This window comes from Clostridium rectalis, assembly GCF_900626095.1.
GTDB lineage: Bacteria > Bacillota > Clostridia > Clostridiales > Clostridiaceae > Clostridium_AS > Clostridium_AS rectalis.
The window spans coordinates 157234-170523 of sequence record NZ_UYZZ01000002.1 but is presented as its reverse complement, the minus strand read 5'-3'; the positions used below and the strand labels follow the sequence as shown (position 1 = coordinate 170523).

Below are 13290 nucleotides of genomic sequence, written 5' to 3'. Positions count from 1 at the left end.
TTTGGGGGTTAAATATATGTTGGAAGATAGTATAATAATTAAAGGAAATAGAGAAGGTCTTAATGCAGTTATAAATATGAATAAATTTAAAGATTTTGATGAAATGCTCGAAGTGTTAATTGAAAAGCTATCTAAAGGAAAATTGTTTTTTAAAGGCTGTACTCTTAAGATTACAACTGAGTTAAGATATATAAATGAAAGAGATTTAAGAAGGCTAAAGGATATACTTTTTGATGAATTTCTTATAAGGGATTGTATTATTGAAGATTCTGGAGAAAGAAGAACCAAGGCTTTTTCTGGAATATATGAAGGAAGGACTAAATTTATAAGAAGGACTATAAGAAGTGGACAAATTATTAATTACCCAGGAAATTTAGTTATAATAGGGGATGTAAATTCAGGCTCAGAAATATATGCAGGTGGTAATATAATAGTATTTGGAGCTTTAAGAGGTTATGTACATGCTGGCGTTGGAGGAAATCATAGGGCTATGGTAGCAGCCTTTTATCTTCAACCACAAATACTTCAAATAGGAGATATGGCAACTAGGGCTCCGGATGATAATATAAAACCTCAATATCCTGAAGTAGCAAAAATTAAAGCAAATACAATAATAGTTGAACCCTATTTACCTAATAAATTTTTTTAACGGAGGGAAGATATATGGGAGAAGCAATAGTTATAACATCTGGAAAAGGTGGAGTAGGAAAAACAACTACAACAGCTAACATAGGTACAGCTTTAGCTGCTATGGGCAAAAGGATTGTGGTTGTAGACGGAGATACAGGACTTAGAAATTTAGATGTACTAATGGGATTGGAAAATAGAATAGTATTTACTTTAATGGATGTAATAGAAGATAAGTGCAAGTTAAAACAGGCATTAATAAAAGATAAAAGATTTCCTAACTTATTTTTATTACCAACAGCCCAAACCAGAGACAAAACTGATATATCAAAAGAACAAATGTTAAGTTTAGTAAATGGACTTAAAGATGAATATGATTTTATAATTATAGATTGTCCAGCTGGCATTGAACAGGGGTTTGAAAATGCAATTATAGGAGCAGATAGAGCTTTAGTAGTTGTAAATCCTGAAGTAACCTCAGTAAGAGATGCAGATAGGGTTATAGGTAAATTGGAGTCTAAAGGTGTAGAGGATCATCAATTAATAATAAATAGAATAAATAGTGAAATGGTTAAAACTGGAGATATGTTAGATGTAAGTGATATATTAGATAGTTTGGCTGTAAAATTGATAGGCATAGTACCAGATGATAGAAGTATAACTGTATCAACTAATAAAGGTGAACCAATAGTACTAAACGATAAGGCTTTATCAGGACAAGCATTTAAGAATATTGCTAATAGAATAATAGGAGAACAAGTTCCATTTTTAGAGTTAAATGCTGGTGGAACTGGGTTTTTACATTCTCTAAAAAAGCTTTTTGGCATTAAATAGGGAGGGATAGCTGTGGATTTTTTCGGTATATTTTCTTCGAAATCTGCCTCCAAAGAAGTAGCTAAAGAAAGATTAAAACTTATATTGATACATGATAGGGCTGACTTGTCACCAGAGCTTCTTCAAAATATAAAGGAAGAAATTATGATGGTAATTTCTAAATATGCAGATATAGATAAAGAGGAATTGGAGATAAAAATGACTAGTACAGAGGAGCAGGAAGGGAATTCTCCAGCATTAATTGCTAGTATACCAATAAAGAAAATGAAGAAAAGAAGATAAATTTTTGCTATGTATTATTTATACATAGCTTTTTTTTTTTTATACTGATATAATCAATATTGTATTGGAGGGATTCAAAGTATGCTAGAGAAGCTAAAGATTAATAGAAAATTACTTAAAGAATTAGATTTTAGCATAATATTTATAGCTTTAATTATATCTTTATTTGGAGCTATAAATATTTATAGTGCAATTGGAGCTTCTGTATTTAAGTCGCAAATTATTTGGATTGTACTTAGCTTCATAATAATGTACTTTATATTAGCTTTTGATTATTCATTAATTGCTGGATATGCCAATATAATATATTGGTCAGGAGTAGTACTTCTATTGTTAAATGATACTATATTTAAGTCCACAGTTAATGGTGCAGGATCATGGATGAAAATTGGTTCCATAACATTAGGACAGCCATCAGAGTTTGCTAAATTAGGTATGGTAATAATGTTGGCAAAGAGATTAGATGATATGGAAGGAAATATAAATAATTTTAAGAATTTTTGTATTCTAGCTGTTTATGCAATAATACCTATGGTTCTTATTGTTATTCAGCCTGATATGGGAATGACAATGGTATGTTTTTTTACAGCATTAGGAATTTTTTATGCTGCGGGACTTGATAACAAAGTTATAGGTGGAGGTTTTTTAGCTATATTCATATTAATAGTTATTGTATGGAATTCGCCTTTAATGCATGAATATTGGAAAGTGAGATTAATATCTTTTGTAACTGGAGGAGACGAATTAGGCTCAGGACATCAATTGAGGCAGTCCTGTATAGCCATAGGTTCTGGGGGGCTATTTGGTAAAGGATTTTTGAAGGGAACGCAAGTAGCAGGAGGATTTATTCCAGAAAGTCACACGGATTTTATATTTGCTGTAGTAGGTGAAGAGTGGGGACTTATAGGAGCTATTTTCCTTCTCACGTTATATATGATTATTTTATATAAATTTGTAAAAATAGCCAAAACATCTAAGGATATTTTAGGTTCAGTATTGACTATTGGTATTTTATCTACAATGTTATTTTCTATATTACAAAACATAGGTATGACTATAGGTGTAATGCCTATAACAGGTATAACGCTGCCATTAATGAGTTATGGCGGCAGTTCTATATTGAGCAGCTTTATGGCCATTGGTTTAGTTTTGAATGTAGGAATGAGAAGAAAGAAAATAAACTTTTAGGGGGACAAAATATGAGAATTGCATTAATAGCGCATGATAAGAAAAAAGAAGAAATGATTGATTTTATAAAAAGATATAAGGAAGTTTTTTTAGAACATGAATTATTTGCCACAGGTACTACAGGCAAATTAATAAATGAGAATACTGGACTTCAGGTTAATAGGTTTCTTTCTGGGCCTTTAGGAGGAGATCAGCAAATAGGAGGGAAGTTAGCAGAAGGAAAAATTGATTTTATTATCTTTTTAAGAGATCCACTAACTGCTCAACCACATGAACCAGATGTAACAGCACTTTTAAGATTATGTGATGTACATTATGTTCCACTTGCAACTAATTTGGGTTCAGCTGAAATTTTTGTAAAAGCATTAAAATCCCATAGTTTTTAATTCAAGGTTCTAAGCGCATACTACTTTAAGTAATATGCGTTCTTTATTTTGTAATATTTAAAAATTATCCTAAATATATATATATAGGTAGATACTTCTATATAAAAAAATATTGGGAGGGAGAAGTATGGGAAGTTACAATTCTCAATATGAGGATTACTATAGGAATCTTAGAAGAAAAAGAGAAAGAAGTAGTTATAATATGAATTCACTTAATAAAAAAAAGAGTAGTAATAATTCTAATTATTTAGTGAAGAGGATTATTAGAGATCTATCAGGGGCCGTAGTTCTTTTTTTCATAGTTATAATATGTAGACTGATAGTTACACCTCAAACTCAAGCTGTTTATAATTACTCTAAAAAAATTGTGGAGAAAAGTTATGATTACAATGCTATATATGCTAAGGTAAAGACTTTGAATATAAGTAAATTTCAAGATAAGGCTACGGATTTTATTGAAAATATAAAGGCAAAGGTTACAGGTGGTAGAACTATAAAGGAAAAAGTAAAAGCAGAATTTACAATGCCAGTAAAAGGCAATATTACTTCTAATTATGGATATAGAGAAGATCCTGTTACTAAGAGCAAAAAGTTTCATGAAGGTATAGATATAGATGTAAAGGAAAATACAGATATAAAAGTGGTATATGATGGTAAAGTAAAAGATTGTGGAGAAGACGTGGAATTAGGTAAATATGTTTTGATTGATCATGGACAGGGTATAGAAACAAAATATGCTCACTTAAATGAATTATCTATAAAAAAAGGTGATGAATTAAAAAAAGGAAGTATTATTGGAAAGAGTGGTAATACTGGTAAATCTACAGGACCACATTTACATTTTGAACTGTTATACATGGGAGAAAGCAAGAACCCATCTGAATTTATAGCAATTAAGTAGGGTGAATATATTAATTGGTTAGAGTAAATAAGTATTTTATACCATATATAGTAATACTAATTTTTATAGGAATAAGAGAAAAAATTGCCATATCATTTTTAGTGGTATTTTTACATGAGATTGTTCATTATATAACTGCTAGGTTTTTAGGATTTGGTGGATTTGATTTAGAAATACTGCCTGTGGGGGCAGTTTTAAAATTAAAAGATATAGACGAAGCATCTCCGAAGGAAGATATAATAATTGCAGCGTCAGCTCCTTTATTTAATATAATTTTTGGGATACTTTTTTATAAACTATATCATATTTATAACGTAGAGATTTATCATGTTTTATTTCAATGTAATATGATAATAGGAGTATTTAATTTAGTTCCTGCATATCCACTAGATGGTGGTAGAATTCTTAGAGATATTATTAGGTGTAAAACAATTTTTAAAGTTGCTAATAATATAACTATATATATAAGTATTAGTATAGGAATTATTTTTATATTTTATTATCTTTTTTTATTTTTTGCAGGAGTAACTAATATAAATTTTGGATTAATTGCATTACTTATAATAGTTTCTTCATTAAAAGAGAGGGAGAGGGTAGTATATTTAATTATGGGGGACATAATAAAAAAGAGATATAAATTTATAAAAAGAGGTTATATGGAAAATAAAAGTATTTCAGTACATTATAAAAAAAGTTTAATTAATATTTTAAGTATAGTAGAAAAAAATAAATATAATGTTTTTTTAGTGCTAGATGATGAGATGAAGGTTATGGATGTAATTTATGAAGAGGAAGTTGTAGAAGCTCTAAAAATATATGGGAATATAACCTTGGAGGAACTTATGAGAATTCAGGATAAAATAGAAATATAAATTATTTTCAATTTAACTATTTATGTGTTAGAATATAAAATTGAATAACCTAAGAGGAGGTATTTTTGATGAACTTTATTTCAGATGATATTCTATGTAAAGTAGAGAAACCAGCAAGATATATAGGAGAAGAATTAAATTCATATAAAAAAGATAAAAAGACTGTGGATATTAGATATGCTTTTTGTTTTCCAGATGTGTATGAGGTAGGTATGTCGCATTTAGGATCAAAAATACTTTATTATTCTATTAACCAAAGAAATGATACTTATTGTGAAAGAGCTTTTGCACCATGGCCAGACATGGAAAAACAAATGAGAGAAAATAATATACCAATGTATACATTAGAAACTAAAGATTCACTAAGAGAATTTGATTTTTTAGGTTTTACTCTTCAATATGAAATGAGTTATACTAACATATTAAATATGTTAGATATGGCGGGTATACCAATAAGGGCTTCAGAAAGAGGAGAAGATGATCCAATAGTAGTATGTGGTGGTCCTTGTGCCTATAATCCAGAGCCCCTTTATGATATAGCCGATTTTTTTGTTTTGGGAGAAGGAGAAGAGGTTACAAACGAATATTTAGATTTATATAGAAATTTTAAAGGGAAAAGTAAAAAAGAATATTTAAGAAAAGTTTGTAAAATACAAGGGATATATGTACCCTCCCTTTACGATGTATATTATAATGAAGATGGTACAATAAAAGAATTTAAACCTAAATATGAGGATGTACCGTCAAAAATAACTAAGAGAATAATTAAGGATTTTAATAATGTGGAATATCCAGATAAACTTATAGTTCCATATACTGAAATAGTACATGATAGAATAACTCTTGAAACATTTAGAGGCTGTACAAGAGGATGCAGATTTTGCCAGGCAGGAATGATTTATAGACCCGTTAGAGAAAAAACTACAGATAAACTTATGGAGCTTTCAGAGGCATTATTAAAGAATACTGGATATGAAGAAATATCTTTGACATCATTAAGTATATGTGATTATTCAGATATTGGAAACCTTATACATTCATTAGTTGAAAAATATGAGAAGGAGAAGGTAGGGGTATCATTACCTTCTTTAAGAATTGACTCTTTTTTTGTTGATTTAATAAACGAAATACAAAAGGTTAGAAAAACAGGACTTACTTTTGCGCCAGAGGCAGGAACACAAAGAATGAGGGATGTAATAAATAAGGGTGTTACAGAAGAGGATTTATTAAAGGCTACTGGTAGTGCATTTCAATCTGGGTGGTCTACAATAAAACTTTATTTTATGATAGGATTACCTTATGAAAGATTAGAAGATGTAAAGGGAATTGGAGAAACAGCAGGTAAAGTCGTAGATGAATACTATAAAATTCCTAAAAATAAAAGAAAAAAAGGATTGAAAATTACTGTAAGCTCATCTATTTTTGTGCCAAAACCATTTACTCCATTTCAATGGGCTCCTCAAGTAAGGGAGGAAGAGATAATGGATAAGGTGTATGCGGTTAAAGATTCAATAAAAAGTAGAGCTATAAATTATAATTATCATGCTTCTAAAGTAAGTTTCTTAGAGGCTATATTTGCTAGAGGAGATAGAAAAGTTTGTGATGTTTTAGTAGAAGCCTTTAAAAATGGGGCTAAATTTGATGGGTGGTCGGAGTATTTTAATTATAATATTTGGATGAATGCTTTTAAAGTTTGTAATGTGAATCCTGAATTTTATGCGTATAGAAAGAGAAGGTATGAGGAAATATTACCATGGGATTTTATCAGTGTTGGAGTTTCTAAACAATTTTTAATAGATCAGAATGAAAAAGCAAAACAAGCATTTATTACACCAGATTGCAGATTAGGTTGTACAAATTGTGGAGTAAATAGAAATTTAGAAGGGAAGTGTTTTCATGGTGCGATATTTAATAAAATTCAGCAAAGAAAGTAATATAAAATTCATATCTCATTTAGATTTAATGAGGACATTACAAAAAGTTGTAAAGAGAGCAGCGCTTCCAGTAGAGTATTCATATGGTTTTAATCCTCATATGAATATATCCATAGCTCAGCCTTTATCTGTAGGTATGTATTCCTGTGGAGAGTATATGGATATAGTTTTTAAAGAGACATTGAATACCATATATATTAAAGGTAAATTAAATGAAAATGCTCCTTCAGGAATAAAATTCTTAGAAGTTATTAAAATTAGGAATATAAAAGAAAATGAAAAAAAAATTCCTCAAGCTATGGCAACTATAGGGGCAGCAGCATATTTAATAAATATAAAGTATAATAATGCTATAGGTTTAAATGATGAAATAGATGCGTTAGGTAAGAAAGAAGAATGGAATATTATAAAAAAAAGTAAGAGCGGTGAAAAAGAAGTAAATATTAAAACTATGATAAAAAAATTTGAATATAAAATTGAGGAAAATGTATTAACACTTAATGTACTTATAAGTGCAGGAAGCAGAGAAAATTTATCGGCAGATTTATTATCAAAATTTATACAAAACAATACATCTAATGTTTTGAAGGATGCTTTTGTGGATATTAAAAGGGAAGAAATGTATGGAATAAAGAATAAAAAATACATTCCATTATATAAGTTTTTAGGGGAAATGTAATTAAAACATAAATTTTAAATAATAAAGTGTAAATATACTTGGAGTGTTAATGAATAACTCTTTCTATATTTATTATTTGTTGAAGTAGGTGTTAAATTTGAAGGAAATATTTATAGAACGCCAGCATGGGGTATTTCGTATAGCAATTAAAAAAAATAATAAACTTAAAGAATGTTTTATTGAAGAAGATACAAAAGAACCTGTACCTGGTGAAATATATAAGGCAACTATTAAGAATGTAGTTCCAGCTATAAAATGTGCTTTTGTTGATGTAGGTAGTGGTGAAAACTGTTATATGTATATGGATAGAAGATTTAAAAATACAAATTTTAAAAAAGGACAGGAAATTTTAGTTCAAGTAGTGAAGGAATCCTTAGGTACTAAAGGCCCTAAGGTAACAAATGCTATATCTATACCGGGAAGATATTGTGTTTTGAATACATTAAATACAGAAATTAACTTTTCTAAAAAAATTATAGAAGAAGATATAAAAAAATACATAAAAGAAAATATAATAAAACCCGATGATATAGGAATCATGATTAGAACTAACAGTAAAAATGTTTCTATAGAATTATTAAATGATGAAATAAAAAAGCTATATGACATATATAAGAGAATATATAAGAAGGCTACATACTCTTTAAAGCCTGGACTATTACTTAAAAATGGTGGAATTTTAGGCAGAATATTAAGAGATAAATTAGATAGTAGTACTATAAAATTATATGTAAATAATTTAGAAGATTATAATGAAATAAATGAGTATATATCTACTATTAGTGATATAAATGTATTTTTAGAATTACATAGAGATGAAAGAGAATTGTTTGATTTTTATGGTATTGAAAAGGAAATATTAAAGCTTAGAAATACTAAAGTACAATTAAATTGTGGTGGGTATATAATTATTGAAAAAACTGAGGCAATGTATGTAATAGATGTAAATTCAGGTAAGAATACTAGTGGCAATTCTATGAAAAAGACTGCTTATATAACTAATATACAGGCTGCAGAGGAAGTAGCCAATCAGATAAGATTAAGAAATTTAAGTGGAATAATATTAATAGATTTTATTGATATGAATGAAGATGAAAATAGGATAAAAGTATTAGATAAACTTAAAGAAGGTTTTGAAAGTGATAAAAATAAAACGGTAATATACCCTTTTACGGAATTAAATCTTGTTCAAATAGCACGAAGAAGAATGGGAAAGTCAATATATGATTATATTGAAGAAGAATGTAAAATGTGCCATGGTAAAGGTGAAAGACTGAAGTTATCATACTTATCTTTTTTGATAAACAATGAAATAAAAAAAGTAAATAAACAAAAAAGTATAAAGCATATATATATAGAAATTAATGAAGTATACAAAAATGATATAAAAGGAGACATACTAAATTTTATTAAAGATATTAATGCATTAGATAAGTGTGTGTATCTTAATTTTGTTACTGGAGATGAAAATTTTAAAGTAGAACCATTGTTGTTTGGAACACAAATAGAAAATTTAAAAATGTATAAAGTATACGGATAAAAAACTTTACAAACAATAATTTATATGCTAAAATGGCTTTTGTAGACCGCACAGAAAAGGTAGAAAAACATAGATTTTTATATTTATGTACCTTAATTGGCGAGACTGGATTGAGGAGGTGTTTTTATAATGTACGCAGTTTTAGTTACTGGTGGAAAACAATATAAAGTTTCAGAAGGAGACGTAATATACGTTGAAAAACTTGATGCTGAAGTTGAATCAACTGTTGAACTTGACAAAGTTCTTGCTGTATGTAAAGAAAATGGAGAGTTTGTAGTTGGAAAACCTGTAGTTGAAGGAGCTAAAGTTACTGCTAAAGTTTTAAAGCAGGATAAAGCTAAGAAAATACTTGTATTCAAGTATAAGAGAAAGAAAGACTACAGAAAGAAACAAGGACATAGACAGCCATATACAAAACTTCAGATAGAAAGCATTAATGCTTAATCATGATTGGTATAGTCTTTAAAAAAGAAAAAGGTTACATAGTATCTTATGAGATTAAAGGTCATGCGGATAGAATGGCTTTATCTAATGAAAAATATCATAAGGATTATGATTCAGAAACCAATATGATATATAATGATGTAGTTTGCGGTTCTGTATCTACTATTGGTCAAGTTTGTATTCTTGGAGTTTTAGAAGTACTAAAAATACAGGATGCATTTTATAAGGCTGAGGATGGAGATATAGCACTTGACTTAAGTAATTGTTCATTTGAAGATAAAAAAAAATGTTCAGTATTAATGAAAACTACATTAATTGGACTTCAGAATTTAGAAATTAGTTATGGTGAATATATAAAAGTTCAAGTAGAGGAGGTGTAGTTTAATGTTATTAATTAATCTTAGCCTATGTGCTCATAAAAAAGGAGTAGGTAGTTCAAAGAACGGTAGAGATAGTGAATCTAAAAGACTTGGAGTTAAATCAGCTGATGGTCAATTTGTATTAGCTGGAAATATCATAGTTAGACAGAGAGGAACAAAAATCCATCCGGGAGCTAATGTAGGTAGAGGTGGAGATGACACTCTATTTGCAAAGATCGATGGTATCGTTAAATTCGAAAGAGTTGGTAGAGATAAGAAAAGAGCTTCTGTTTATCCAATAGAAGTTGAAGAAGTAGTTGCAGCTGAATAATAATAAAGCACCCTTGGTTTTGGGGTGCTTTTTTTAAAATTTAGATAGAGGGGATAGTGAGATGAATAGTCTATGTGAATTCATAGATATACTTAGGGAACAAAGGCATGATTTTATGAATGAATTGCAAATTATATACGGATATTTGCAAATACAAAAGGAAGATAATGCTAGAGAATATATAAAGGAATTAAGTGAACGCAGCAATAAAATAAGTGAACTATATAGTTTAGGGGATAATATATTAGGTTATATTTTAGAATTAAATATTAGAAAGTTATGGCTTAGTAGTGTAAAGGTGTCTTTAGATATAGAAATTTCTAGATTAAATAAAGAACCTTTTTTAAATGAATACAATAAAAAATTTGATTTAGTAAATAATATATTTAAAGAGATAAAGCATGAAGAGATTGAAATGGTATATGTATACTTTTTTGAGGATGATATTGGGCAAAGTTTACTTATTTCAAATGATGAATCTATGCTAGATGAAATTAACTGGATGGAAAATTGGGATGAACTACATACAGATATATCAGATTTACAGCTATGCAAATGCAATTACGGAGAGAATATAGCTTATAGAATAATATTTTTATAATTAATACAGCAAAAGATAGATAAAGAGGTGAATGTAGAATGTTTATTGATACAGCCAAAATATATGTTAAATCAGGAAATGGTGGAGATGGATCAGTATCATTTAGAAGAGAAAAATATATACCGTTAGGAGGTCCTGATGGGGGAGATGGAGGAAAAGGTGGAGATGTAATTTTAGTGGTTGATCCTAATATGACTACTCTTTTAGATTTTACATACAAGAAGAAATATATTGCGGAGAGAGGTCAAAATGGTTCGGGGTCAAAGTGTTATGGTAAAGATGGTGAAAATTTATATATAAAAGTTCCTATGGGTACTATGGTGAAAGAAACTAATTCAGGGAAAATAATGTCAGATTTATCACATGAACATGATAAATTCGTAGTAGCAAAGGGTGGTAAGGGAGGTAAAGGTAATGTTAAATTTACAACACCTACAAGACAAGCGCCTAGCTTTGCTGAACCAGGTATGCCGGGAGAAGAAATAAATATAACTTTAGAATTAAAGTTGTTAGCGGATGTAGGATTAATAGGTTTTCCTAATGTAGGTAAATCCACAATTTTGTCTACAGTTTCTAATGCTAAACCTAAAATTGCTAATTATCATTTCACAACTTTAAAGCCTAATTTAGGGGTAGTATCTACATCAGGAATTCAATCATTTGTTATAGCAGATATACCGGGAATAATTGAAGGAGCAGCAGAGGGAGTAGGGCTTGGTTTAGATTTCTTAAGACATATTGAAAGAACAAGATTACTTATTCATGTAGTAGATATTTCTGGTATAGAAGAGAGAGAGCCTTTTGAAGATTTCTTGAAAATAAATGAAGAATTAAAAAAGTATAATATAAAATTATGGGATAGACCTCAAATAATAGCAGCTAATAAGAGTGATATATTACAAGATGATAGTAAGTTTGAAGAGTTTAAGAAGAAAGTTGAAGAAATTGGATATAAAAATGTATATAAAATATCAGCGGCTACAAAAATTGGATTAACAGAGTTAATGAAGGAAGCAGCGAGGATTTTATCTACAATCCCTATTAAGGATTTAGAAATAGAAGAGAGAGAGATGTATATACCAGAGGAAAAGAAATTTACTTATACTATAACTCAGGAAGAAAATGTTTATATATTAGAAGGAAGTTTTGTAGACAGATTACTTGCTAGTGTAAATGTAAATGATCCAGATGGATTAAGATATTTCCATACGGTATTAAGAAATAAAGGAATAATGGATGAACTTATTAAAAGAGGGATTAAAGATGGAGATTCAGTAAGACTTAATGATTTTGAATTTGATTTTATTATGTAACATAATTTGTTTAAAGTAATATTGGGAGGCAAAACATGATAACTAGTAAACAGAGAAGCTATTTAAGATCACTTGCAAATACTATTCAACCTATATTCCAAATAGGAAAAGGTGGAATAGAGGAGGCATTTTTAAAGCAAGTAGATTCTGCGTTAGAAGCAAGAGAACTTATAAAAATAAAAGTTTTAAACAATAGTGGGTTAACTTCACGTGAAGCATCAGACATTATATGTAATGAGTTGAATTGTGAAGGAATTCAATCTATAGGAAGTAAATTAGTTATTTATAAACGTTCAAAAAAGAAACCGAAAATTAAATTACCTTAAAATATATTTTCTAAGGGGTTAGATTTATATGGAGAAAGTAGCTATATTTGGAGGTACCTTTGATCCTATCCATAATGGGCACCTTCATATAGCCTATGAGGCCTTATATGGGTTAAATCTTGATAAAATTATATTTATGCCTTCAGGTAATCCACCCCATAAGATACGAAGGATGGTTACTGATTCGTACATAAGGTATGAATTGGTTAAAATGGCAATAAGAGATGAAAAAAGATTTGAAATAAGTGGTTATGAAATAAATAGAAAAGGATTAAGCTATACTTATGAAACTTTAAATTATTTTTCAAAAAAATATAATAAAGTTGAATGGTATTTTCTTACTGGGGTTGATTGTTTAATGGACTTAGATACGTGGAAAAACATAGGTTTAATTTTAAACTTATGTAATTTTGTTGTCTTTAATAGGCCAGGATATAATAAGCAAGAAATATTAATGCAAAAAGAAAAAGTAGAAAAAAGGTATGGTAAAAAAATAATATTTTTAGATATACCACTATTAGATATATCGTCTACTGAGGTTAGAAGGCTCATACAAAAAGGACAGGATATAAGGTATTTTTTACCTGAGGGTGTATATAATACTATAAAGCAGTTAAAACTTTATAGTAGAAATATTTAATGCTTTCTTTGACGTTGTTAGGAGTGATATAAG

Annotated in this window: 17 protein-coding genes; all 17 read left to right on the top strand. The window is 28.9% G+C overall.

Features of this window, described 5'->3' with window-relative positions; all coding sequences use genetic code 11:
- Positions 1-16 precede the first annotated feature (16 nt).
- The 17 genes from minC (at position 17) to nadD (ending at position 13257) form a co-directional block, all read left to right on the top strand.
- Positions 17-649 carry a septum site-determining protein MinC gene (minC, locus tag EJL03_RS03575; protein ID WP_125152605.1) on the top strand — a complete coding sequence of 211 codons (633 nt, stop codon included), beginning with the start codon at positions 17-19 and terminating at the stop codon, positions 647-649.
- 14 nt (positions 650-663) lie between these two features.
- Positions 664-1461, top strand: a complete 798-nt coding sequence (gene minD, locus EJL03_RS03570) for a septum site-determining protein MinD (RefSeq protein WP_125152604.1) — start codon at positions 664-666, stop codon at positions 1459-1461.
- Positions 1462-1473: 12 nt separating this feature from the next.
- The gene (gene minE, locus EJL03_RS03565) at positions 1474-1743 is read left to right on the top strand and encodes a cell division topological specificity factor MinE (protein ID WP_125152603.1); all 270 of its coding nucleotides are present in this window, start codon (positions 1474-1476) and stop codon (positions 1741-1743) included.
- An 81-nt stretch (positions 1744-1824) separates the two neighbouring features.
- Positions 1825-2931 carry a rod shape-determining protein RodA gene (gene rodA / locus EJL03_RS03560; protein WP_125152602.1) on the top strand — a complete coding sequence of 369 codons (1107 nt, stop codon included), beginning with the start codon at positions 1825-1827 and terminating at the stop codon, positions 2929-2931.
- Between the two features lie 11 nt (positions 2932-2942).
- Complete coding sequence (gene mgsA, locus EJL03_RS03555) at positions 2943-3317, top strand: methylglyoxal synthase (RefSeq protein ID WP_125152601.1); 375 nt, start codon at positions 2943-2945, stop codon at positions 3315-3317.
- 127 nt (positions 3318-3444) lie between these two features.
- Positions 3445-4218 (top strand): peptidoglycan DD-metalloendopeptidase family protein, encoded by a 774-nt coding sequence (locus EJL03_RS03550; protein WP_125152600.1) that lies wholly within the window; start codon positions 3445-3447, stop codon positions 4216-4218.
- Positions 4219-4232: 14 nt separating this feature from the next.
- Entirely contained in the window at positions 4233-5090 is an 858-nt protein-coding gene (locus EJL03_RS03545) for a M50 family metallopeptidase (RefSeq protein ID WP_125152599.1), read from the top strand.
- Between the two features lie 68 nt (positions 5091-5158).
- On the top strand, positions 5159-7024 hold the full coding sequence (locus EJL03_RS03540; protein ID WP_125152598.1) for a TIGR03960 family B12-binding radical SAM protein: 1866 nt from the start codon (positions 5159-5161) through the stop codon (positions 7022-7024).
- Entirely contained in the window at positions 6990-7703 is a 714-nt protein-coding gene (locus EJL03_RS03535) for a TIGR03936 family radical SAM-associated protein (RefSeq protein ID WP_125152915.1), read from the top strand. Before EJL03_RS03540 ends, EJL03_RS03535 begins: the two co-directional genes overlap by 35 nt.
- A 97-nt stretch (positions 7704-7800) precedes the next feature.
- A complete protein-coding gene (locus EJL03_RS03530; protein ID WP_125152597.1) occupies positions 7801-9243 on the top strand; it encodes an Rne/Rng family ribonuclease in 1443 nt (480 codons plus the stop codon).
- A 129-nt stretch (positions 9244-9372) separates the two neighbouring features.
- Entirely contained in the window at positions 9373-9687 is a 315-nt protein-coding gene (gene rplU, locus EJL03_RS03525) for a 50S ribosomal protein L21 (RefSeq protein ID WP_125152596.1), read from the top strand.
- 2 nt (positions 9688-9689) lie between these two features.
- A complete protein-coding gene (locus tag EJL03_RS03520; RefSeq protein ID WP_125152595.1) occupies positions 9690-10067 on the top strand; it encodes a ribosomal-processing cysteine protease Prp in 378 nt (125 codons plus the stop codon).
- Positions 10068-10071: 4 nt separating this feature from the next.
- Positions 10072-10377 carry a 50S ribosomal protein L27 gene (rpmA, locus tag EJL03_RS03515; RefSeq protein WP_125152594.1) on the top strand — a complete coding sequence of 102 codons (306 nt, stop codon included), beginning with the start codon at positions 10072-10074 and terminating at the stop codon, positions 10375-10377.
- A 61-nt stretch (positions 10378-10438) separates the two neighbouring features.
- Positions 10439-10978, top strand: coding sequence for a Spo0B domain-containing protein (locus EJL03_RS03510; protein WP_125152593.1), 540 nt, complete (start codon positions 10439-10441; stop codon positions 10976-10978).
- A 38-nt stretch (positions 10979-11016) separates the two neighbouring features.
- A complete protein-coding gene (obgE, locus tag EJL03_RS03505) occupies positions 11017-12291 on the top strand; it encodes a GTPase ObgE (protein WP_125152592.1) in 1275 nt (424 codons plus the stop codon).
- Positions 12292-12326: 35 nt separating this feature from the next.
- Positions 12327-12617 (top strand): ribosome assembly RNA-binding protein YhbY, encoded by a 291-nt coding sequence (yhbY, locus tag EJL03_RS03500; RefSeq protein WP_125152591.1) that lies wholly within the window; start codon positions 12327-12329, stop codon positions 12615-12617.
- A gap of 28 nt (positions 12618-12645) precedes the next feature.
- A complete protein-coding gene (gene nadD, locus EJL03_RS03495) occupies positions 12646-13257 on the top strand; it encodes a nicotinate-nucleotide adenylyltransferase (protein ID WP_125152590.1) in 612 nt (203 codons plus the stop codon).
- Positions 13258-13290 lie beyond the last annotated feature (33 nt).